At 42.5% G+C, this 21,657-nt stretch carries 21 protein-coding genes; 4 read left to right on the forward strand and 17 right to left on the reverse strand.

Annotated elements, in window-relative coordinates:
* Positions 1–5: 5 nt before the first annotated feature.
* The 7 genes from QZX97_RS01855 to ssb all read right to left on the reverse strand — a co-directional run bounded on the left by QZX97_RS01855 (position 6) and on the right by ssb (position 6,394).
* Positions 6–1,532 carry a sensor histidine kinase gene (locus QZX97_RS01855; protein ID WP_295649028.1) on the reverse strand — a complete coding sequence of 509 codons (1,527 nt, stop codon included), beginning with the start codon at positions 1,530–1,532 and terminating at the stop codon, positions 6–8.
* 321 nt (positions 1,533–1,853) lie between these two features.
* Positions 1,854–2,600: a LytTR family transcriptional regulator DNA-binding domain-containing protein gene (locus QZX97_RS01860; protein WP_295649031.1), complete on the reverse strand. Its 747-nt coding sequence runs from the start codon at positions 2,598–2,600 to the stop codon at positions 1,854–1,856.
* Positions 2,597–3,631, reverse strand: coding sequence for a histidine kinase (locus QZX97_RS01865; RefSeq protein WP_295649034.1), 1,035 nt, complete (start codon positions 3,629–3,631; stop codon positions 2,597–2,599). Before QZX97_RS01865 ends, QZX97_RS01860 begins: the two co-directional genes overlap by 4 nt.
* Before the next feature lie 82 nt (positions 3,632–3,713).
* Positions 3,714–4,550, reverse strand: coding sequence for a DUF5668 domain-containing protein (locus QZX97_RS01870; RefSeq protein ID WP_295649036.1), 837 nt, complete (start codon positions 4,548–4,550; stop codon positions 3,714–3,716).
* Between the two features lie 236 nt (positions 4,551–4,786).
* Complete coding sequence (locus QZX97_RS01875) at positions 4,787–5,191, reverse strand: DUF5668 domain-containing protein (protein ID WP_295649038.1); 405 nt, start codon at positions 5,189–5,191, stop codon at positions 4,787–4,789.
* A 382-nt stretch (positions 5,192–5,573) separates the two neighbouring features.
* Positions 5,574–5,861 carry a hypothetical protein gene (locus QZX97_RS01880; RefSeq protein ID WP_295649041.1) on the reverse strand — a complete coding sequence of 96 codons (288 nt, stop codon included), beginning with the start codon at positions 5,859–5,861 and terminating at the stop codon, positions 5,574–5,576.
* A gap of 188 nt (positions 5,862–6,049) precedes the next feature.
* Positions 6,050–6,394 carry a single-stranded DNA-binding protein gene (gene ssb, locus QZX97_RS01885; RefSeq protein WP_295649044.1) on the reverse strand — a complete coding sequence of 115 codons (345 nt, stop codon included), beginning with the start codon at positions 6,392–6,394 and terminating at the stop codon, positions 6,050–6,052.
* Positions 6,395–6,562: 168 nt separating this feature from the next.
* Here ssb and QZX97_RS01890 point away from each other — a divergent pair, with 168 nt between their 5' ends.
* From QZX97_RS01890 to QZX97_RS01900, 3 genes are read left to right on the forward strand one after another with little or no spacing between them, the layout of a single operon-like run.
* Positions 6,563–6,928 (forward strand): hypothetical protein, encoded by a 366-nt coding sequence (locus QZX97_RS01890; protein WP_295649047.1) that lies wholly within the window; start codon positions 6,563–6,565, stop codon positions 6,926–6,928.
* A gap of 60 nt (positions 6,929–6,988) precedes the next feature.
* Complete coding sequence (locus QZX97_RS01895; protein WP_295649049.1) at positions 6,989–7,165, forward strand: VOC family protein; 177 nt, start codon at positions 6,989–6,991, stop codon at positions 7,163–7,165.
* A gap of 4 nt (positions 7,166–7,169) precedes the next feature.
* Positions 7,170–7,343, forward strand: coding sequence for a VOC family protein (locus QZX97_RS01900; protein WP_295649051.1), 174 nt, complete (start codon positions 7,170–7,172; stop codon positions 7,341–7,343).
* On the opposite strand, the gene QZX97_RS01905 is transcribed toward QZX97_RS01900, so the two are convergent.
* Positions 7,340–7,915 (reverse strand): thymidine kinase, encoded by a 576-nt coding sequence (locus QZX97_RS01905; RefSeq protein ID WP_295649054.1) that lies wholly within the window; start codon positions 7,913–7,915, stop codon positions 7,340–7,342. The two genes, QZX97_RS01900 and QZX97_RS01905, sit on opposite strands and share 4 nt — an antisense overlap.
* Positions 7,916–8,002: 87 nt before the next feature.
* Here QZX97_RS01905 and QZX97_RS01910 point away from each other — a divergent pair, with 87 nt between their 5' ends.
* A complete protein-coding gene (locus tag QZX97_RS01910; RefSeq protein ID WP_295649056.1) occupies positions 8,003–8,842 on the forward strand; it encodes a hypothetical protein in 840 nt (279 codons plus the stop codon).
* Positions 8,843–8,844: 2 nt separating this feature from the next.
* On the opposite strand, the gene rodA is transcribed toward QZX97_RS01910, so the two are convergent.
* The 9 genes from rodA to QZX97_RS01955 all read right to left on the reverse strand — a co-directional run bounded on the left by rodA (position 8,845) and on the right by QZX97_RS01955 (position 21,632).
* Positions 8,845–10,116 carry a rod shape-determining protein RodA gene (gene rodA, locus QZX97_RS01915; RefSeq protein ID WP_295649059.1) on the reverse strand — a complete coding sequence of 424 codons (1,272 nt, stop codon included), beginning with the start codon at positions 10,114–10,116 and terminating at the stop codon, positions 8,845–8,847.
* A complete protein-coding gene (gene mrdA / locus QZX97_RS01920) occupies positions 10,103–12,097 on the reverse strand; it encodes a penicillin-binding protein 2 (protein WP_295649060.1) in 1,995 nt (664 codons plus the stop codon). Before mrdA ends, rodA begins: the two co-directional genes overlap by 14 nt.
* Positions 12,097–12,612, reverse strand: a complete 516-nt coding sequence (gene mreD / locus QZX97_RS01925) for a rod shape-determining protein MreD (protein ID WP_295649062.1) — start codon at positions 12,610–12,612, stop codon at positions 12,097–12,099. The genes mrdA and mreD overlap by 1 nt, the downstream gene beginning before the upstream one ends.
* Complete coding sequence (gene mreC, locus QZX97_RS01930) at positions 12,605–13,441, reverse strand: rod shape-determining protein MreC (RefSeq protein ID WP_295649065.1); 837 nt, start codon at positions 13,439–13,441, stop codon at positions 12,605–12,607. The genes mreD and mreC overlap by 8 nt, the downstream gene beginning before the upstream one ends.
* 144 nt (positions 13,442–13,585) lie before the next feature.
* Positions 13,586–14,608: a rod shape-determining protein gene (locus QZX97_RS01935; protein ID WP_295649068.1), complete on the reverse strand. Its 1,023-nt coding sequence runs from the start codon at positions 14,606–14,608 to the stop codon at positions 13,586–13,588.
* 92 nt (positions 14,609–14,700) lie between these two features.
* A complete protein-coding gene (purH, locus tag QZX97_RS01940; protein WP_295649071.1) occupies positions 14,701–16,227 on the reverse strand; it encodes a bifunctional phosphoribosylaminoimidazolecarboxamide formyltransferase/IMP cyclohydrolase in 1,527 nt (508 codons plus the stop codon).
* Positions 16,228–16,409: 182 nt separating this feature from the next.
* Complete coding sequence (locus QZX97_RS01945) at positions 16,410–17,843, reverse strand: RagB/SusD family nutrient uptake outer membrane protein (protein WP_295649074.1); 1,434 nt, start codon at positions 17,841–17,843, stop codon at positions 16,410–16,412.
* A gap of 17 nt (positions 17,844–17,860) precedes the next feature.
* Complete coding sequence (locus tag QZX97_RS01950; protein ID WP_295649077.1) at positions 17,861–21,040, reverse strand: TonB-dependent receptor; 3,180 nt, start codon at positions 21,038–21,040, stop codon at positions 17,861–17,863.
* 352 nt (positions 21,041–21,392) lie between these two features.
* Complete coding sequence (locus tag QZX97_RS01955) at positions 21,393–21,632, reverse strand: hypothetical protein (RefSeq protein WP_295649080.1); 240 nt, start codon at positions 21,630–21,632, stop codon at positions 21,393–21,395.
* Positions 21,633–21,657 lie beyond the last annotated feature (25 nt).

Below are 21,657 nucleotides of genomic sequence, written 5' to 3' on the forward strand. Positions count from 1 at the left end.
TGTTATTATGTTAACTTTAAGGTAAATTTCGTGCCAACATTCACCGTACTTTCAATTTGTATACTGCCCCCTAACGATTCAATTTGGTTGCGGGTAATAAAAAGACCTATGCCTTTGGCATTGGTGTTTTGGTGGAAGGTACGGTACATGCCAAATACTTTGTCCTTGTGTTTTTCTAAATCTATACCAAGCCCGTTGTCTTCAAAAGTCATATAGGTATGCTCTTTATCAAAATACGTTTCGCAAATTATTTTAGGGTTGCGGTCCGGGTGCCTGTATTTTAATGAGTTGGACAATAGGTTTAAAAAAATGCTTTCCAAATAAGCAGGTACATAGTTAATTGTTGGACATGAAGAAAAATCGTAACAGATCATCGCTCTTGTTCTCCTGATATTACTATCGAGTACGTTTTGTGTACTCTTAAAAACACTTTCAAAATCAACAGGTTTAAGCTCTTTGCTTATCTCCGTTTGTATTTTTACTATTTCGTTTAAATGATCTATTGTTGTGGCTAAACTTTCGCTGATAGAGCGAATATTTCCAAACACTTCATCCTTTTCCGCAGCAGAAATATTTTCTGCAAATATATTGACCATAAATTGTAAATTTCCTGAATGCGAACGTAAATTATGTGATACAATATGGGCGAAGTTTTGTAACCGCCTGTTATGATCGCCAAGCAAATCGAGCGATTTCTGCAGGTTAAGTTCTTTCAGTTTGTTTTCGTTGATGTTTTGAAATATTCCACGTAAGGTAATGCACTCGCCATTGCTGTCGATAATTGGTATCCCTTTGGTCCTAACCCAAATAACGTTGCCTCTTGCTGTTCGAATCTGCAATTCCAGGTCGTAAGGCTTGCAAAACTTTATGGCATCGCTTACTGCAGCAGAAATAATTTCACGATAACCCGGTTCGAAAAAGCTGATCGCTGAATCAACATCGGGGCTAATATTGGCTGGCAACTCGTATATTTCGTATATTTCTTTCGACCACGTCAACTCCATATTTACTACATCAAGCTCCCAACCGCCAACATTGGCTATTTTGTTGGTTTCATTTAGTAAAAACTCATTCCTTTTTAGCTTGATCTCATTGCGTTTTTTCTGGTCAATGTCAACAACGGCGCCGATCATTCTGCTTAACTTGCCATTTTCGTCGGGCCATGCCTTGCCCGATGTTTCAAACCAGCGGTAGCCTTGTTCCTTTGTTAACAGCCTAACTTCCATTTTGTATGGACTTTGAGTTTTAAGGTGGTTTTGGTAGGCATCCACTAACGGTTTTTTGTCCTCGGGGTGCACAAGCTTGTCGATAAAGGAGGTATAGCTGGTATCGAGCGCTCCGTAATCATACCCGAGCAACTCACAAAACTTGGGCGACCACCATGCTTGCTGGTCTTCGATGTTGCGCTCCCACAAACCCGTATTGGTGCTTTCAATGAGGTTATGTAATTGCTTGTTCGCAAAATAGTGCTGATTGAGTGCTTGCAACCCAATCGGGAACATACCAAAGGCGGTGTCTTTTTCCTCGGACATTTAACTGGTCAGTAATAAAAGATAAATGCTTAATTATATGTAACGCTGTGATTTTATACGCTTCAAAATCAAAAAAGATACAAAACCTTTTTAGTCAGATGTTTATGCTGGTCTGGTATAAAAATCAATTATTAGGCCCCGCTCAACGAAGCTTAAGACTGATAATATATAAAAAACGAAAGCTGTTGCTGAAAAAACGTCGGCTTCACAACCTGAATAAGTGGCTGAAAACAAAAATATAAAGTTTAATCGATTTATAACAATTTATTAACAAAAGCCGCACCTTGTTAATAAACTGATAACGATGGGATATTTTAGGGGCTATATCCCTAAAACAGCTTTTAGCTTAATATAACCCGTTTTGCTCACTGGTATTTTTGCACCCGATTTTAGTATTGCTAAATGCGCATCCTTTTCATATGGGTCTATGCGGGTAATCTGCGCAACGCTCAATATATAGGAGCGGTGTACGCGTACAAACTGACGGGGGTCCAGTGTCTGTTCAAAAAAGCTCATCGTCTTGTTTTTAAGGAAGGAGCCTTCTTGAGTGTGTATACTTACGTAGTCATCGTCGGCTTCCAGGTATTGTACATCGTGAACCGGTATAATTTTTACTTTGGTGCCCGTTTTGACAACTATACGCTCATGCTGCGCAGGTGATGGCGGTACCACCGCATTGACCAAGGTTTCGGTTGCTTTTATCGATTCGGTTGGCGATACCTGATTTAACCATTTGTCAACGGCTTTGGCAAAACGTTCTTTGCTGAATGGTTTCAGTAAATAATCGGCTGCATGTGTTTCAAAAGCCTTTATGGCATACTCGTCAAATGCGGTGGTGAAAATTACCGAAGGCTGCTTTTCTACCAATTCCAGCATTTCAAAGCCGTTTATTTTGGGCATCTGCACGTCCAAAAAAATAAGGTCAGGCTGATATTGGTTAATTGCCTTTACGCCTTCAAAACCGTCGCCACATTCCTGCAACACCTCTATCTGTGGAAAATCAAGCAAGTATTCACGAACAATCATTCGGGCTAAAGGCTCATCATCAATAATTAAAACTCGTTTCATACCTGCGGGATTTTTATAATTGTTGTAAATACATCGTCGGCAGCGTGCGTCTCAACCAAGTCGTTACGTGCAAATAATAAGTATAAACGGCGCTGTACGCCACTTAAACCAAAGCCGGTACCCTTCATCGGTCGGCTTGTTTGGGCATCATATGGGTTTTGCACCATCAGCACTAAATAATTATCGTTAACCTCGGCCCTTATACTTATTGTAACCGCTTCTGTTGTATCGTATAGGCCAAATTTAATCGAATTTTCTACAATTGGCTGCAATAACATGGGCGGCAACATCATATCCCCGCTTTTGGCATCGTGACTTATTTCGGCCGACAAACGGTGCCCAAACCTAACTTTTTCAATGTCGAGGTATAATTGAACCTGTTGTAATTCTTCTGCCAAGGTTACCGGGGCTTGGTCATCTTTCTTTAACGTTCCCCGTAAAAAATCAGAAAGTTGATGTATCATCTTTCGAGCTTCATCGGGTCGTATACCAATCAATGCATTGATAGAATTTAAACTGTTGAACAGAAAATGTGGCTGTAATTGCTGCCGCAGGTTGTATAGTTCTGCTTCACGGGCAAGCTTTTCAGCGTCAGTCTTTCGCTTTTCGTTTTCTTTTTGGTCGAGTTGGGTAAACCATACCACGCTTACCATGGCCATGCAACCAATGGTTAAAAAGCTGATGAAATAACGTATGGCCAACGATTGGGAGAAGAAGCTTTCGTAAACCTTGTCATTGATGATAAAAGGCAATACCCATCGGGCGATAAGGATGCACAAACCGGCCAATACCCCGCACCATACCAGCAGGTTGATATAACTTTTTTCTCCCGGTTGATAGTACCGTAGGTTATTATTAATAAGCCAGCAGGCACCGCTCAGTAAAACTGTATTGACAAGGCTGTCGCCAAATGCGATGTACCAGTTAAAACCAAAACTTTCTACGATATAGGCCTGTGCACCAACCCATGCTAAAAAACATAGGACAAGTGCGTAGGTTATTTTCGAAAATATGTTGGTAGTTGTTGCCAATGGTCAGTTTATGATTGAGAGTAACAAATCGGGATGTTATTAAAATGCGATGCACTAATATTGTGTTAAAGCGTTACCGGGTTCAATAGCTACGTATGTCTACCCCTGCAAAAATTGAAGTACCTTTTAAAATCAATATTTTATCGGTACCATAATCGCTTTTTTGCATGCGCTTATCATCAAATCCCGCAAATATTGCCGCAATATCCGATGTTACGTGCCAGTGTGGTGGAACGATCAGTTTAACGCCGCCAAAAACCTGCGTTATATCTATAACTACTTGTCCTTTAATATCGGCCTGTGTAAAATCGATATCGGCACCGCCAAAAATATTGATGATCTCGCCGCCTTTAAAATCCTTCGAAAGAATCATCTTTTTTACTCCCCCAAAAATGGATACAGCGTCAAGGTAATCGTCGCCCATGCGTTTTTTCGACTCTGCATGATCCGTAGCTGTCGGTTCGGTAGTAGGCTGCGTATAATCAACCCCCGGTGCGCCTTGGTTAGGTGCATTGGTGTGGATACCTACCCGCCATCTTTTTTCCCAACGACCACTTTCCCAGCGGCCTTTAGAGCTCCAGGGTTGATTTCGACTGCTAATCATTTTTACGCCAATGGCAATCAATATTATTGGCCAAAAATTGCCCCAAACATGGATATGAGGGAAAATATCATCCATTAGGAAAAAGACACCTAAAAACAGTAGGACTAACCAGGTTGAATTACGGAAATTATGCTTAACGCCGCTGTAAATGCCGAAAACGATAAGCCACATTGGCCAGCGGAATAGCCAAAAGGGGAAAAAGTAAAAGTTGAACTGGTGCACCAGGATGATGACACCAACAACCAGAAGTATTGACCCTGCCAGCACTTTATTGCTGCGCGGGTCTCTGTAATTGGGATCTATATTGATACTCATGTAGTGTGTTTTAAAATTATGTTATAAAACTAATATAACATTCGGAATAGGCAAAAGTAAAATTGGTAATGTACTTTTAATATTCGGCGAACGTAGGGATTTTGTCGGTAGATGGATTTCAGTCGCTTTATTGTTGTCAAGCATCATTCTTCGCAATTGGCCACAATAATGGCCAAAAAAACCGCCCCGCTATAAAGCCGGGGCGGGGTTGCCTGATATATGTTGAGTTAGGAATTTTATAAGTTGTCGGGCTGTTTGCCATATACATCCTGCCCATATTGTCCATAAGGGTACCTACTGTTGCGCTCCCATTTGCTGCCTTTAACAAACAGCATGTAAATACCCGCACCAATAAGCATCAATGGCCAAAATATCATGTAGTGAAAACCTAAAGCCATGTTGGCCAAAAAGATGCCGCCTATAGCCATCATAATAATGGCACCCGGTTTGGTGAAGTTATGTTTTACCCCGCTGGCAAAACCTATTAAAATCATCCACATAGGCCAGCTAAAAAGCCAAAATGGCAAGCTGAAAAATGTAACCTGGTTAAGCAGGTATACGATGCCGATGCCTAAAAGTATAATGCCAAGGGTTAACCTATTATTATGACGAGGGTTGCTGTATTCGCTGTTGTTTTCCATTTCTGTTTCTATTTGATGACTCAAAAGTACAGTGATAAACACTGCGCGCCTATTTGATTTAGGCCGAACGCTTTAACTATTCGGTAAGTAGCGGGTATTGGTCGGTAAAAAATATCTGAAGGTTTGTTAAAGCTGGTGGTGGTGGGCATTTGCAAGACTTTTAAGTCTCACAAAATCTTGAATCCCGACTCTCCTCCTAACCGGCGGGAGGGGGGTAAATGTAGGAATTTTTAAACACTCTTTTCCCCATTGGCCACTCTCAACTGCCACTGCCACTCACAGAGGAGGGGGGAAAAGTAGGATATTTTAATACCCTTACAATTCCTGCCACTCTTTACCGTAGCTGCTACTAAAAAGCAGGGGGGTATTTGTAAGAACTTTTTCACCTTTTCAAAAACAGCAGCACTATTCCCAAAGTAACTCCAACCTGTCCTACCCAAAAAATAAACATCCATTTAACAAGGTCAGCCTTATTCGCACCGGCTTCCTTACGGACGTTCGCTATCTCGCGAGAGACATGCTCTTTAGTAGCCAATGTTTTAATACTTGCTTCCACCGATCGTTCAGTTTTATTGTCGATATATTTAAACATCGCCTCGGTAATTTCACTGCCTAATTTCTCGGTCAGCACCCTATACAACCGGGCGGTTTCTTTTGCGTCCGAATACATACAAATATAAAAAATTACGTTCAAAATTTTAACATTGCCCAGTTAGGGGCCGGCGGTTTCCTTATCACTTATCCCACTCGTACCACCAGCCCCATCACCAAACAAATCTTTCTTATCATCACTTCGCCCCAAACAATCAGCAAAATCATACTAATCATTCTCACAATAAGCCAAATCAAAATCTGCGGTCAGGCTCTCTTACTATTCATCTTCAAAAACTCGTTCGCTACCACCTCGGTCACATAGCGCTTGTTGCCATCTTTGTCAACATAATTCCTGCTGGCAAGTTTGCCGTCAATGGCAACCTCGTCGCCTTTCTTTAACATCTCTTCGGCAAACTTGGCTTGCGCGCCCCATATTACTATGTTATGCCACTGTGTTTCCGTAACCTTTTCGCCTTTGTCGTTTTTGTAGCTTTCGTTAGTGGCCAATGCCAGTTTTACCAGTTTACGGTTGTTGTCAAAATTCTTTACTTCCGGATCCATCCCTAAGTTGCCTACCAGGCGTACGCTGTTTTTTAATGTGCTCATCATTTCTCTTTTTTTTTAATTCGTGATAATTCATGTTTTTCAATCAACACCACAAAGTTGCGGCAGTTGGTTTGCCCTATCCGTATAATAAACATTTCTAAATGTTAATTTTCGTTTGTAAGCGTTTGCAAATGGATAAAGAATGCCTAACTTTATGCTAAACAATAATTTATGCCCCAGGAAAGATTGTGTTTGGATTGCGGAACGGTATTGCATGGTCGGTCCGACAAAAAATTTTGCGACGACCAGTGCCGCAACAATTATAACAACCAGCTCAACAGCGAGAGTTATAACCTGGTGCGCAACATCAATAACATACTAAAGCGCAACCGCCGCATTATGGAAGAGTTTAACCCAACTGGCAAAACCAAGGTTACCCGAAAAAAACTATCGGCAAAAGGCTTTAATTTCGATTATATTACCAGTATCTACCAAACCAAAACCGGCAGTACTTATAATTTTTGCTATGAGTACGGATATTTGCTATTGGATAACGATGAGGTGCTATTAGTTAAGCGCGAAGAAAAAGAAAACTGATCTTATTTTATAAATACCTCTGCGGGGAGTATTTTTTGTACAATAAATTCGACACCCATCATGAAGTTAATTAGCATCATTTCTATCCCTGTAATCGACCAGGCCGCGTCAAAAGAGTTTTATTTGAAACTGGGTTTTAAACTGATTGTTGAAAATGATCTTGGCAAAGGGCAAAAGTGGGTTCAATTGGGTATTGAAGGGGGCTCAAGCATCCATAACCTTGGTAACCTGGTTTGATAATATGCCTCCGAGTTGTATAAACGGTCTGGTTATCGATTGCGAAGACCTTAATGCCGAAATAAAGACCTTGACCGAAAAGGGTATTGAAGTTGGCACTATCGACAAAACGCCTTGGGGGATATTTGCCGCCATAAAAGATCCCGATGGCAACAGGTTAAGCCTGCACCAACGCTAATTGTTCAGATTATAACACACTCTGCACCGCGGCTCATAAGTTTCCTTTTCGCCCAACAGTATTTTAGTGTCGTTGGCTACTAAGCGGTACGAGTATAAAGCAGGGTTTCCGCAAACCACACACACGGCCTGCACTTTGGTTACCGATTCGGCAATGGCCATAATGGCGGGCATGGGGCCAAAAGGTTTGCCCAAAAAATCCATATCCAGGCCAGCCACTATTACGCGTATGCCTTTATTGGCCAGTCGGTTGCAAACGTCGGGTAGTTCCTCATCAAAAAACTGGGCCTCGTCAATGCCTACCACCTGCGTATTGCTGCTCAGTAACAGTATCGACGATGCGTTTTCGACAGGTGTCGAGTGAATCGAGTTCAGGTCGTGCGATACAATAGCGGTCTCGTCATAGCGTACATCGGTTTTGGGTTTAAATATCTCCACGTTCAAACGGGCTATCTGCGCACGTTTTAGCCTGCGTATCAGTTCTTCGGTTTTGCCCGAAAACATCGATCCGCATATTAACTCTATACTCCCGCCAAATTCGCTGCGCCGTTTGTTGTACTCGCTAAAAAGCATCTTTACATTATATGTTGACGGCTAATATCAGAATTTAATGGTATTTTCGTTCTAATATTTTACCAACATATTCCCGCCGGCATAATTATGAAGCAAGAAGAAATTTTCAAGAAGATTGGTATCATATTAAACGAATTGCACGAACAATACGAGTTTATCGAAAAAACCAAAGACGATATAAACGACCTGGAGTTGGAGCTGTTTGCCGCCAACACCCATTACCTGATAGAGAACATCGAGGTTTTGCGCAAACACAATAAACACAAACCCGAAGCACAGACTACGGTAGAAAGTCCGCCTGTTACCGAAAAGTTTTTTGAACCGGTGGTACAACCCGCGCAGACATCAAGAAGCTCAAAAAAAGAACCGGTAGCTAAAGCCGATGATGCGATGACCGAAGATATAAAACCGGAAGAACCTATAATAAGGCACGAACTGAAACTGGATGATATTGAACCAATGGCTTACGATGAAGAGGACATCGCTTTTTTAGAAGACGAGCCCGAGGTTGAGCCTGAAAAGCCGGCCGAAGTATCGCCCAAACCGGTTGAAAATGTTATTGAAAAACCTGTTGAAGTTTTGCCCGTCGAACATCATGTTACCGCTATTAAACCAGCGACTACCGTAAACCAGGTAATTGCCGGTCAATTACAACAAACACGCCTCGCCGACCAATTTGACCTGTCGGCTATCAGCGATCTTAAATCGGCAATAAACCTTAACGATAAACTGCTGTATGTAAAAGACCTGTTTAACGGTTACAGCATGGCTTACGGCGAAGCTGTAGACATACTAAACCACTTTAACAAATTTGAGGAGGCCGATAACTTTTTAAAGGCAAACTACACCAAAAAAAATAACTGGGAAGCCAGGCAAGCAACCGCCGATAAGTTTTATGCGCTGCTGAGGCGACGTTATCCGGCGTAGCATTAACCCGATACCACACCCATTCGGTTCGAATCGAGCTTTACCAGCGTGAACAACAAAAAGGTAAAACTCCACAAAGACGAACCGCCATAGCTGATGAACGGCAATGGGATACCGATAACAGGTACCGCGCCAATGGTAAGCCCGATATTGATAAAAAAGTGGAAGAAAATAACACAGGCCACACCGTAACCATAAATGCGCGAAAATGGTGACCGCTGTCGCTCGGCGAGCACGATAATGCGCAGGATAAGGAATATATACAGTCCAACCACAACCACCGATCCCGCAAAGCCCCACTCTTCGCCTACGGTACAAAAAATAAAATCGGTACTCTGCTCCGGCACAAACGAGAAGCGCGTTTGTGTGCCTTTTAAATAGCCCTTACCCCAAAGTTTGCCTGAGCCTATAGCTATCTTCGATTGGTGAACGTTATAACCTGCTTTTTTCAAATCAGATTGCAGTCCCAACCATTCGTCAATACGCACCCTTTGGTGTTCTTTTATAATGTGTTTATAGATAAATGGAACAGCCACTACAAATAGTATCGAAAGCGCCATTCCGGCCAAAATGGTAAACGCGAGCCTTCGGTGCCGCCGCACAATGGCGATGATGATGCCGGCAACAACAAGCACCCCACCAATAACAAATATCTGCTTAAACACCAGCGATAAGATAAACAGCACGATAAAAATAGCACCCAATATCAAAAATATTGGCGAAAGCCCCTCCCGGTACAAAACAAATATCAATGAGCAAAAAACAAGGGTCGAGCCGTCATCGGGTTGTAGCTTGATGAGCAACATGGGCACTAAAATAATGGCTGCTGCGATGAAGAATGACTTGGCCTCGGTTATCTTGATGTTCACCCCACTTAAATACCGGGCCAACAGCAAGCACGTGGCATATTTTGCAAACTCAGATGGCTGTAGCCTGAAAGTGCCGATGGATATCCAAGCCTGGTTACCGCCAACATTACGGCCCACCGCCAATACCAGAACCAGTAAAAAAATAGTGATGCCGTAAAACACCGGCGCCAAAGCGTTGAAAAACCGGCTATCCAGCAACAAAATAATGGTTGCCAAAACGATGGCCGTCAATATCCAGATGAATTGCTTTTCATAATCGGTCTTCATCCCAAAAATACCGGGGTGTGTTTCGTCAAAAACTGCCGAATGTATATTGAACCAGCCGATGGTGCATAACGCCAGGTAGATGAACACGGTTATCCAATCCACATTGTAAAAAAAGCTGCGTTGGTTATAAGTGTTCATTTCTTTTCGGCTGGATAGCGGTCAGTTGTTGGGGTATTTTTTCGCCTTTACGCGATGCACTTTTCAGTCCTTTTTTGCTTTTAACACTGTTCGCCTTAATTTTCTTTACAGAATCAGCTTTGGCCATTGCCGCTTTCGCGGCAGGGCTAAGGACTTTCAAGGCAGGCAATAGGTTTTGTTGCATAATCCATTGGGGAGTTTTACCCGATGGCCTCGAGGTAAGCGTATCTCTCAAATATTTTTCAACAATATAGCTGGCAATTGGTGCGGCCCAATCTGCGCCCTGCCCCGAATTTTCAACAACCACGGCGATGGCGATTCTTGGGTTTACCCTCGGCGCGAAGGCAACGAACACCGAATGATTTTTAGCATTATTGCGTTGCACAGTACCGGTTTTACCGCACATCACAATGCCCGATATTTGCGACGCAGCCGCTGTACCGTGCTCAACCACCTCCTGCATACCGTCGATAACCGGCTCAAAGTATAGCTGTTCAATACCAACATCATTCTTTATCTTATACTCCTGCCTGATCACATCCTTACCGCCGATAGATTTGATAAGGTGCGGCCTGTAAAAGTAACCATGATTGGCTATAATACACTCAATATTTGCCATTTGTAAAGGCGTAGCTAATAATTCACCCTGACCTATTGCATCTGATATGAATGTACTTGAGCGCCATCTGGTGCCGTTAAAAATCTTATCGTAAAATTCTGCCGAAGGAACATTACCTCTCACTTCGTTGGGCAGGTCGACATCTAATTTGCTGCCAAAACCAAATTTGAGTACTTTTTGCCGCCAGTCAATAAAATTGGTACGAGTGTTTTGCGCACCATTTTGGTTCATCAACTTATCAAAAACGTTGCAGAAATAGGTATTGCATGATCCGGCTATGCCGAGCCTTAGATCAGTAACGCCATGATGGTGGGTACAGGCCACAAAGTGGTTACCTGCCTGATAGCCGCCTGCACAAAAATAAGTGGTCTGTGGCGTAATCATACCTTCCTGCAATGCAATGAGGGCACTCAGTGGTTTAAACGAAGAACCCGGTGGGTATCGTGCCTGTATCGGGCGGATAAAAAACGGATCGTAAGGATTTACAGAAAGCTGGGCAACATTGTTACCCCTATCGCGTCCGGTAAGCAGGTTAGGATCGTACGTAGGACTGCTCACAAAAGCCAATATCTCGCCGGTCGATGGTTCGATAGCCACAATGCTGCCCACCTTATTCGCCATTAGCCTTTCGCCCAATTTTTGTATCCGGCTGTCTATCGATGATTGTAGTATTTTTCCCGGCACGGCCGAAGTATCGTATAAACCGTTTAAATAATGGCCTTTAGTAACCCCTCGCGAGTCGACCAGTAAATTACGTATACCACGCTGTCCCCGTAACGAATCCTCGTAAGCGCGTTCAACACCTGTGCGGCCAATATAATCGCCTTTTTGATAATAACCATGCGATTTTTTAATATCTAAATCGGTAACCTCATCAGTATAACCTAAAAACTGAGCAGCAATTGAATCGGGGTAGGTACGTACCTTGCGCAACAACGGAGTAAAACCCGGAAACTCGAACAGATGTTCCTGGAATGACGCGTACAACCGCTCAGGTATCTGTTTCTCGAACGGTGAGGGTAACGACCGGGAGTAGGCCAATGCCTTTACCCAACGTTTATAAAAACCTTCTTTATCAATACCTATCAGGCTGCAAAACTTGGCGGTATCAAACGCTTTTACTTCGCGCGGCACCACCATAATATCGTAGATTGGTTCGTTTTGTACCAATATTACGCCTCTTCGGTCCAAAATGGTGCCCCTGCTGGGGAAATCAATTACCTTTTTCACCACATTGTCCTTGGCCGATACACTGTATTGGTTGTCAACCATCTGTATATAATACAAACGGCCAAGCAAGGCCAGGGCCATCACAATAAAAAAGGTTTGAATAACGTAGCGGCGCTCAAAAAAACTGTTCATTAACGTTCTTTCCTCCGGAAAAACAACAAGCCGGAAATCAGCATTAAAAATACGGTAAATACCGAACTTAATACAAATCTGGTGAAGGTATATTGTATTTCGGATATGCGGAAAACTTCAAGGTTGAAAAGGAAGAAATGATGGATAAGTGTTAAAATAAGGGCGTACATAAAAAACCACCGGAAGCCCATTGCATCAAGTGTTGGATCGGGCTCATTGTCAAAGCCATCTTTTTCAACAGTCACACTAATAAACAGGATTCGCGCGAAGGCCAAAAGCGTGCATGCTGCCGCGTGCAAACCCGGCGTATCATAAAAAGCATCGATGGTAATACCAATCACGAAAGACAAAACGAACAAAACAATATTGGGTGTTTGGAACTGCAATAGCAGAATAAAGAGGATATAGGGATATGGCGTGGAAAGATTGTACAGCGTAAAGTTTTTCAGCAAGAAAACCTGCAAAAACACCAATATGGCAAATCTTACTAAGTTGACTATAAAAATCCTAATCATCTTTTTTCCGTGCGGCCTCCACTTGGGTTTGTTCTGTTGCTAACCGGTTGTTTATTACATATACATATTCCAGCTTACTGTAATCAACGGCTAAAGCAACATCCATGTTTAAAAACAGACCGCCATCCTTCGATTGTAAGCTGCTGATTTTGCCTATTGGGATGCCTGCAGGGTAAATGGAAGAAAGGTTCGATGTAACCACCAACTCGCCTTTGCGGGGCTTTACATTGTTTGCAACATCCACCAATAGCCCCGCATGTGGGTCGAGGTTATCGCCCCACAGAAAGTTGCCGATGTCGCGGGTATCAGCCAGCATCGCACTGATGCGCGTTTCCTTGTGCAGTACCGATTGAATATTGGCCAAATGCTCGGAGGTGTTTACTACCACGCCAACAACACCTGCGCTACAAATAACACTCATACCTTTAGCTATACCGTCTTTACTGCCTTTATTTATAGTAAGGTAATTATTGCGGTGGTTAACCGAATTGTTGATCACCTTTGCCATGATATATGTGTATTGCTGCTTATAGATACTGTCGACAACTTTGCGTTTAACCAATGTGTCCACATAAAACGACGACTTCAGCAGGTTGTGTAAACGTGCGTTTTCCGTGGCCAGACTGTCGTTAACCTTGCCTAATGATAAATACCCACTTATTTGACTCATCTTATCGTAAACCGTACCTGTAACATTGTTTGAGGATTCGATGTACGTAGCCTTTTGAAAGGAGTTGTAGTTGACCAGGATGAAAATGGAAATAAACTCAAAAATGATGAACAAAAAAAATGCGTTGTACTTGCTGATAAAAATTAACAGGTTACGCATTCTTTAGTATTTAGTATTTAGACGTTAGTATTTAGATATAAATCTAATAGTTAGATCCAACATCTAAAAGCAACCCTGGCTGATTTTTTCAAATCGACAGGGCTTTATCTAAATACTAAATACTAACTACTATGCACTTACTTACTATTGCATCAAAAATTTAAAGTTACCTATGTTTTTAAGTGCTATGCCCGTACCCCTTACCACGGCACGTAGTGGGTCTTCGGCTACGTGTACCGGTAGCTTGGTTTTGGCAGCGACACGCTTATCCAAGCCCCTTAACAATGCGCCGCCACCGGTAAGGTAAATTCCGGTCTGGTAAATATCTGCCGAAAGCTCGGGCGGCGTAATTTCCAAAGCCTTTAATATCGCTTCTTCTATTTTCGATATCGACTTGTCCAGGCAATGCGCAATTTCTGTATACGATACCGTGATCTGTTTAGGTACGCCGGTCATCAGATCTCGTCCCTGCACGGCAAAATCCGCTGGCGGGTCGGCTAACTCGGGCAATGCTGCACCAACCTCTATTTTTATTTTTTCGGCAGTACGGTCGCCTATCATGATATTATGCTGACGGCGGATGTACTGTACAATATCCGAGTCAAAATTATCTCCTGCCACACGTATCGATTGGTCGCAAACTATACCCGACAATGCAATTACCGCAATCTCGGTAGTACCGCCACCAATATCGATAATCATGTTGCCCATAGGCTCTTCCACGTCGATACCGATACCAACAGCTGCTGCCATAGGCTCGTGTATCAGATAGACTTCTTTTGCGCCGGCAATTTCTGCCGAGTCGCGAACGGCACGTTTTTCCACCTCGGTAATGCCGCTCGGGATACAGATAACCATCCGCAACGACGGGAACGACCAACCCTTGCCTTTGTTTATCATTTTTATCATGCCCCTAATCATGTGCTCGGCGGCGTTAAAATCTGCTATAACACCGTCTTTCAGCGGGCGCACGGTACGTATATTATCATGGGTTTTGCCTTCCATTTGCATCGCCTGTTTACCTATGGCAATCACCTTATTGGTAACACGGTCAAATGCTACAATCGAAGGTTCGTCAACAACAACTTTATCGTTAAATATAATTAGGGTATTAGCTGTTCCTAAATCAATGGCAATTTCTTGCGTAAAAAAATTAAATAAACCCATTATGCTCTGTTTCTGTTAATTTGCAAAGTTTGTAAAAAAAAAGATGTTTATAATCATTTATCGCTCAACAAATTATTACGTTAAAAAATTAATTAATGTTTAAAGTGGCGCACTCCCGTCATTACCATCGATATCCCTTTTTCGTCCGCCATTTTTATCGAATCCTGATCTTTTATCGACCCACCCGGTTGCAATACAGCCGTTATGCCGGCATCGGCGGCTATCTCCACGCAATCGTTGAACGGGAAAAACGCATCCGAAGCCATCACGGCGCCATGCAGGTCGAAGCCAAAGCTATCTGCTTTAACAATGGCCTGCTTCAACGCGTCAACACGCGACGTCTGTCCAACGCCGCTTGCCAGCAAAGTATTGTCCTTAACAAAAACTATCGTGTTCGATTTGGTATGTTTTACCAGTTTATTGGCAAAATGCAGGTCGCGCAATTCATGCTCGGTCGGTTTACGTATGGTAACAGGCTTCATTTGTGCCGGGCCTTCAATTACGCTGTCTTTATCTTGTTCTATCACGCCGTTCAGCAAAGTTTTAAACTGTTTCGATGGCAATTCAACAGGGTTGCGAACTAATATGATCCGGTTTTTCTTTTCTGTAAGATATTTAAGCGCCTCATCCGTATAAGCCGGGGCTATCAATACTTCAAAAAATAATTTGCTTATTTCTGCAGCTGTTTCTTCGTTTATCTCGTCGTTGGCAATAATTACGCCGCCGAATGCCGACACCGGGTCGCAAGCCAAGGCATCCAACCAAGCCTCTTTAATAAAGCTGCGCGACGCAACCCCACAGGCATTGGTATGTTTCAATATAGCGATGGTTGGTTCAGTAAACTCGTCGATAAGCGCCACCGCCGCATCCACGTCAACCAAATTATTGTACGATAACTCTTTTCCATTCAATTTGGTGAACATGGCATCCAAATCGCCATAAAAAATACCTTGTTGATGCGGGTTCTCGCCATAGCGCAATACCTGGCTTTGCTGTATGCTCTGTTTAAACACAGGTGTAGGCTCATCCAGATTAAAATAGTTGAAAATCGAAGTATCGTAATGCGATGTGATGTTGAAAGCTTGTTTGGCAAATTTACGACGCTGCTCGATAGCCGTTTCGCCGTTTTGGGTGGCCAGTATACCTTCCAGTTCGGCATAGTCATCTTTCGATGCCAGTATTACTACGTCTTTATAATTTTTCGCCGCGGCACGGATAAGCGATATGCCGCCGATATCTATCTTTTCGATAATGTCTTCCTGGCTTGCTCCCGATTTTACCGTTTCTTCAAAAGGGTACAGGTCAACAATTACCAGGTCAAACTCGGGTATTTGGTATTTAGCGAGTTGTTCTTCGTCGCTGGCCAAACCCCTGCGGGCCAAAATACCTCCAAAAACTTTAGGATGCAATGTTTTTACACGACCACCGAGTATGGAGGGGTACGAAGTCAGGTCCTCAACAGCTATTACATCGACGCCTAATTCGCGGATGAAGCGCTCGGTACCGCCGGTAGAGTATATTTTTACACCCAACCTGTTAAGCTGGTGGATGATATTTTCGAGATTGTCTTTATAGTAAACAGAAATTAAAGCGTTTTTGATGGAAACAGGGCTACTCATTGAAATGGATTGATGAGCCGCAAAAGTAGTGATTTTTATAGTTTTCGGGCAATCAAAATAATGTTTATCAGCAAGCTATCCCGGTACACTATGCCCGTTGCATCAATACCCCGCTTTGTCATGAAAAAAGCCACCACAAACTTAGTTTGGGTGGCTTTTAAATTAAAGTTTAAAACAAATGATTATCTGCCAATAAGCGGGTTATACAATTGCTCGGCGCTTGACATTGGCCATATATAGGTGGATCCAAAGCCACCAACCGGCGTTGCAGTAATGTTGCCTTTTGCAGGGATAGGTAATCCTAAGCGCAACAAATCCTGCCACTTCAGGCCTTCACCTAAAAACTCGATGTTTCTTTCTTCGTAAATCGATGCGAGTGTAGCAGTGGCAAAAACAGTAGTTGCGTCCGACCGTTGCCTAACCGCGTTTAACAACGCTATTGCTTGCGCATCACTTGGGCCATTCAAATTCACACGTGCTTCGGCCAAATTCAACAACACTTCCGAGTAACGCATTACGTTTGCCCAATCCAAATATGGCGAACCCAGTGCCCACTTGGTTAAATTCAGTTTAGTACCTGTTGTTTTTATAAATCCTCTTCTGGCGTCTGTTGCTTTCCAGCCAGCGTCGGTAAACAGCGCACTGCTCGAATTGATATAAAATTCCGTGGTACCGGTAGTATTAAAGTAATCGGCCAATGCGTTTTGACCGCCAACAGTTTCAGTAGTAGTAAATGGTTCTGAAAATACAGATTCGGTAGTTGTGTAAGGTGTAGCAAAAACTTTGGCTATGTTGGCCTGCAGTGCGTAAGCTACACCACTGGTTGCAGTAAATGGTGCTGTTGCACTTACAATTTTATTTGCCTCTGTAACCACGTTTGCCCATTGCCCCATAGCCAAATATACCCTGGTTTTAAATGCAATGGCAGTGTTACGCGATGCCCTAATCGTGTTCGATGTAGCATCACTGCCGTATGATATAGGCAAAGCTGTTTCAGCTGCGTTCAGGTCGCTGATGATTTGAGCGTAAACCTGCGCTACCGTTGCCGGCGCGGCCGAAAAATCGCCGTAAGCAGAATTACCTGTTAAGCGCAAAGGCACGGCTGGTGTGTTGCCCGAGCTTACCGAATATGCCTGGCAATACATTACCAATAATGCGTCGTAAGACAATGCACGCACAAACTGTGCCTCACCAATATAGTTAGCTGCTAAAGCGGTACCAACAACTGCGGTACCATAAGCGTTCATGCCGTCAATAAACAAATTGCAGTTATTAATAGTTGTATAACACGCCGCCCACAAGTTTATAGCTTCACTGCTGGTACTTTGTATCGTTTCGTTCCAGGTTTGGTAAGCGGTAACCGAGTTTGCGGTCGAGTTGATCCAGTTGTCAGCTTTTACATCGTTATATATTTGATACCTGCCACCATATAATTGGCCGTTCCTTAACGACGAGTACAGCGATAACACTTGAGCGTAAATACGCGCCGAAGTTGAAAACGGGGCGCCGGCCTGATTAGAAATCGAGGTAGGCAAAGGTTGATATAATTGATCTTTTTGGCAGGAGTAAGTGCTTAGCACTACAATACCAATTAATAATAAAATTATCTTTTTCATTTCGTTTAAATTAATAGTTAAAACTTAACTGAGAAACCGGCGGTAAGGGTTCTGCCATTACCGGCGGTATTTCTGTCAACACCGGGTGCGTTATTTGACGTACCGTTCGAACTTACTTCCGGATCGGGGCCCGGGTATTTAGTAAATATCGCCAGGTTTTGGGCGGTAACGTACAGGCGCACGCTCCTGATACCTATTTTGCTCAGTATTGGCTTAGGTATAGTGTAGCCAAAGTTTATGGTTTTTAATTTCAGGAAATCGCCTCGGTAGGTATTAAAGTCTGTTGGATACGATGTGCCGTTCGAAACGTTATCCCCAAAAACTACTCTTGGATAAGTAGCTACTTGGCCTGGTGTTGTCCAGTTGTCCAAAATAATTGTAGAGTTATTCCAGAAGCGCTGGTCGGTTAAGGTAGCTTGTGTTCCGTAATATACGTAAAAACCAAGCTGGTAGGTAAACAACACATTTAGGTCGAAGTTTTTATATTTGAAATTGCTACTAAAACCACCCACTTCTTTTGGTGTTGAGTTACCATAGTCGCTTGCATCGGCTGTTTGGTTTATCGAATTTAAACCGCCAGCAGCAGTAAGATAGGGCGTTCCATCCATGTTAAAATAATGCGCGGTACCTAAGCCGGGTTCGTTAACACCGATAAAGTTATATTCAACCGGGTGCCCTGCAGCATTAAGGAATATCCTTAAACCGTTACTTGGGTCAACGCCAGCCGATTTAATAATATATAGATCGCCAACCGAACCGCTAGGTTGGTTAATATTTGCTGTTTCAAGGCTCGATGTGGTGTAGGTTATATTAGCAACACCGGGAACTAACGCTGTAATCATGTTTTTATTAAAGCTGATGTTGAAGTTTGCTGTCCAGCTAAAGTCTTTTGTTTTAAGTACGCTGGCATCAAGGTTTATTTCTATACCCTTATTGTACAACGAACCAATATTAACGGATGGAGATCCCGGTAAACCGGCAGAAGGAGGTTCTGGATAGGTAAGGATCAAGCCGGTAGTGTTGTTATAATACGCACCTAATGAACCGGTTATCCGATCATGCAAGATGCCGAAGTCAATGCCGATATCCGATTTTGAAGTTGTTTCCCACGATAACTGATTGTTACCTGTTGCATTAGGAGCCAAAGTCGAGTTTCCGTTAAATAAACCGCTTCCGTAACTTCCGTATGATGAATAACTGTTCAACCCACTGTTATTACCAGCACGGCCCCAGCCGCCTTTTATTTTAAAGCTACTGAATATTTTATCGGCACCTATTTTTGTCCAAAATGATTCTTTTGCTATTTCCCAGCCACCGGCTAAACTTGGAAAAATACCATATTTTTTGTCAGACCCAAATACCGACGATCCGTCGCGCCGTAAAGTAGCCGTAAAAAAATATTTCTCGTCAAAATTATAGCTTAGACGACCGAAAAACGATACCAGATAATCTTTTCCTAAGTTTAGGCCTGCAGTACTAACGTTTACAAAACCGGCTTGTATTACATTAAATGAAGGATCGGAAAGGATAGAACGACCCAAACCAAACCCATCAACTGAAGTTCCTTGCTGCTCGTTACCTAACAATAACGAAACGTTGTTTTTTCCAAAACTCTTATCAAACTGGGCGGTATTATCCCACAGCCACCTTTTGTTAATACTGGTAGTTAACGAGGCCGACGCCGTGTTGCTGGCAGCGCTGCCCGAAAAATTATCTATCGGGTCGAAAAAGTTATCATTAACCGAAGTAATATAGTCTATACCATATGTGGTCTTAAACGTCATCCACTCCAATGGCTTTAATTGCAAATAAATATTACTTGCCAAGTGGGTGATTTCGCTGTTGGCACGGTCAAGGTCTAACGCAACTTGTGGGTTTGTGTAACTAATGGACACACCTTTATCGTTCATGGTACCAAGGGCGCCTGTAGAGGGGTTAAGGTTATAACTACCGTCATTGTTAAATGGCGCCAAGTTGGGCGGCAGCAACACAGCAATCCTTCCCAAACCGGCTGTTGCATAAGCTTCGCCGGATAATGACCCAGAAGACGTAGGCGCAAGGTCCATCTGGTCGGAATAGGATAATTTCATTCCAAGAGAGATGATTTTATTCGCTTTATGATCGACATTCATCAACATACTTTTGTTATCAAACTCTGTCGATTTTAAAATACCGCCCTGTTTACCAAAATTTGCCGACATATAATAGGTTGTCTTATCAGTGCCGCCCGATACACTGGCCGTTGTACTGTAAGCTATACCACGTTGGTAAACAATATCTTTCCAGTTGGTATTGATTTGATTGCCATTCGCGTCATAATTTGGTACCATAGCAGTAGTGGCGCTCAAACTGGCATTGGCTATCGCCTGATTTTTAAGTGCGATATATTGGTCTGTATTCAGTTCGGTTGGCAATCTGTTCACTGTCGTTACACCCACCCAACTGTCAAGACCGACAACGGCATCGCCTTTTTTGCCTTTTTTGGTAGTTATAAATACAACACCATTGGCGGCCCGGCTACCATAAATAGCAGTTGCCGATGCATCCTTAGCAACATCGATACTTTCAATATCATCAGGATTGATATTCGATAACGCGTTACCGCCCGATTCGCCACCACTGTAATCGCCGGTAAGCGAAACAACACCATCCACAACAATAAGCGGCTGCGTGCCTAAGCTGATAGAGTTTGTACCACGTATGTGAAATATTGGCGGTGTGTTCAACACGCCGTTCGGAATGGTGATCTGTACGCCCGGCGCTTTACCAGCTAACGACTGTTCAACGTTTTGCACCGGCTGATCAACAAGGTCAGCTCCATTTATTGTTGAAATGCTTCCTACAACGTCCTGCTTCTTTTGCGTACCGTAACCAACAACCACCACCTCATCCAGGGCTTTTTGATTTGGCTCTAACACGATGTTCAAATTGGTACCTGTAACCGGTACTGTTTGCGAAATGTACCCGATAAAGCTTACAACCAAACTTTGCGGGCCTGGCCCTACTGAGATGGTAAATTTGCCCGCGGCACTTGTTTGGGTACCGGTTTTGGTGCCTTTTAAAACAACACTTACGCCGGGTATTGGCGCTCCGTCATCTTTGCCGGTAACGGTTCCGGTGATTGTGCGGTTCTGTGCATAAGCATGAGATGCCAATAGCAGCAAAACCACCACTGTTTTGAGTAGTAGTTTTTTCATTTTTCGTTAATTAAAGGTCAGTTAATAATAATAAACGCCCTTAAAGTAAGGAAAAATTGTAAAAAATTCAATTTATCATCTTAATTTTTATAATAAAAGTTGATTTTAATCATTTTATATGAACATTATAATCATTTTTTTAGTGATTTTTTTATATTGTCTGAAATTTAAAGGCCATTTGATTAAAATTTTTATAAAAAAATTAAAATCATTTAATAATCTATTGTGAAATTTAAAAAAGAAGAGTAAAAAATGAAATAATTATAAATGTAACTGAAAAGTTACCGAAAATTTGACACTATCGCAATTTTAAATGGGTTATTTCGGTAACTATATAGCAGTTGGGACAAGGTTATTGAGGCGGTATCTTGTAATATACTTTAACACCCTTTAGATTATATAAGTAATAACCCTTTGTTGGTTCAAAAATATAAACTTGCCCTGTTTTAGTATCAATTACTTTACTCCATTCATCTTGTTGTGTTGCTATCTGAAATCTGCCATTATCTTTACTTTCATAAATTCCATAAAGAAAAAAACATGCCGTTATTGAAACTGCCAAAAACAATCCCTTAAATATATTGCTTATCATTATCTAAAGTATTTAACGAATATAA

The organism is uncultured Mucilaginibacter sp., assembly GCF_903893715.1.
Lineage (GTDB): Bacteria > Bacteroidota > Bacteroidia > Sphingobacteriales > Sphingobacteriaceae > Mucilaginibacter.

What these genes read in the sequence shown, in the direction of transcription:
- purH (WP_295649071.1), bottom strand. Translation starts at nt 16,227, where the DNA reads ATGAGTAGCCCTGTTTCCATCAAAAACGCTTTAATTTCTGTTTACTAT.
- QZX97_RS01875 (WP_295649038.1), bottom strand. Translation starts at nt 5,191, where the DNA reads ATGGAAAACAACAGCGAATACAGCAACCCTCGTCATAATAATAGGTTA.
- QZX97_RS01955 (WP_295649080.1), bottom strand. Translation starts at nt 21,632, where the DNA reads ATGATAAGCAATATATTTAAGGGATTGTTTTTGGCAGTTTCAATAACG.
- QZX97_RS01855 (WP_295649028.1), bottom strand. Translation starts at nt 1,532, where the DNA reads ATGTCCGAGGAAAAAGACACCGCCTTTGGTATGTTCCCGATTGGGTTG.
- QZX97_RS01935 (WP_295649068.1), bottom strand. Translation starts at nt 14,608, where the DNA reads ATGGGTTTATTTAATTTTTTTACGCAAGAAATTGCCATTGATTTAGGA.
- QZX97_RS01890 (WP_295649047.1), top strand. Translation starts at nt 6,563, where the DNA reads ATGCCCCAGGAAAGATTGTGTTTGGATTGCGGAACGGTATTGCATGGT.
- QZX97_RS01945 (WP_295649074.1), bottom strand. Translation starts at nt 17,843, where the DNA reads ATGAAAAAGATAATTTTATTATTAATTGGTATTGTAGTGCTAAGCACT.
- mreC (WP_295649065.1), bottom strand. Translation starts at nt 13,441, where the DNA reads ATGCGTAACCTGTTAATTTTTATCAGCAAGTACAACGCATTTTTTTTG.
- QZX97_RS01905 (WP_295649054.1), bottom strand. Translation starts at nt 7,915, where the DNA reads ATGCTTTTTAGCGAGTACAACAAACGGCGCAGCGAATTTGGCGGGAGT.
- ssb (WP_295649044.1), bottom strand. Translation starts at nt 6,394, where the DNA reads ATGATGAGCACATTAAAAAACAGCGTACGCCTGGTAGGCAACTTAGGG.
- rodA (WP_295649059.1), bottom strand. Translation starts at nt 10,116, where the DNA reads ATGAACACTTATAACCAACGCAGCTTTTTTTACAATGTGGATTGGATA.
- mreD (WP_295649062.1), bottom strand. Translation starts at nt 12,612, where the DNA reads ATGATTAGGATTTTTATAGTCAACTTAGTAAGATTTGCCATATTGGTG.
- QZX97_RS01895 (WP_295649049.1), top strand. Translation starts at nt 6,989, where the DNA reads ATGAAGTTAATTAGCATCATTTCTATCCCTGTAATCGACCAGGCCGCG.
- QZX97_RS01870 (WP_295649036.1), bottom strand. Translation starts at nt 4,550, where the DNA reads ATGAGTATCAATATAGATCCCAATTACAGAGACCCGCGCAGCAATAAA.
- QZX97_RS01910 (WP_295649056.1), top strand. Translation starts at nt 8,003, where the DNA reads ATGAAGCAAGAAGAAATTTTCAAGAAGATTGGTATCATATTAAACGAA.
- QZX97_RS01880 (WP_295649041.1), bottom strand. Translation starts at nt 5,861, where the DNA reads ATGTATTCGGACGCAAAAGAAACCGCCCGGTTGTATAGGGTGCTGACC.
- QZX97_RS01950 (WP_295649077.1), bottom strand. Translation starts at nt 21,040, where the DNA reads ATGAAAAAACTACTACTCAAAACAGTGGTGGTTTTGCTGCTATTGGCA.
- mrdA (WP_295649060.1), bottom strand. Translation starts at nt 12,097, where the DNA reads ATGAACAGTTTTTTTGAGCGCCGCTACGTTATTCAAACCTTTTTTATT.
- QZX97_RS01860 (WP_295649031.1), bottom strand. Translation starts at nt 2,600, where the DNA reads ATGAAACGAGTTTTAATTATTGATGATGAGCCTTTAGCCCGAATGATT.
- QZX97_RS01900 (WP_295649051.1), top strand. Translation starts at nt 7,170, where the DNA reads ATGCCTCCGAGTTGTATAAACGGTCTGGTTATCGATTGCGAAGACCTT.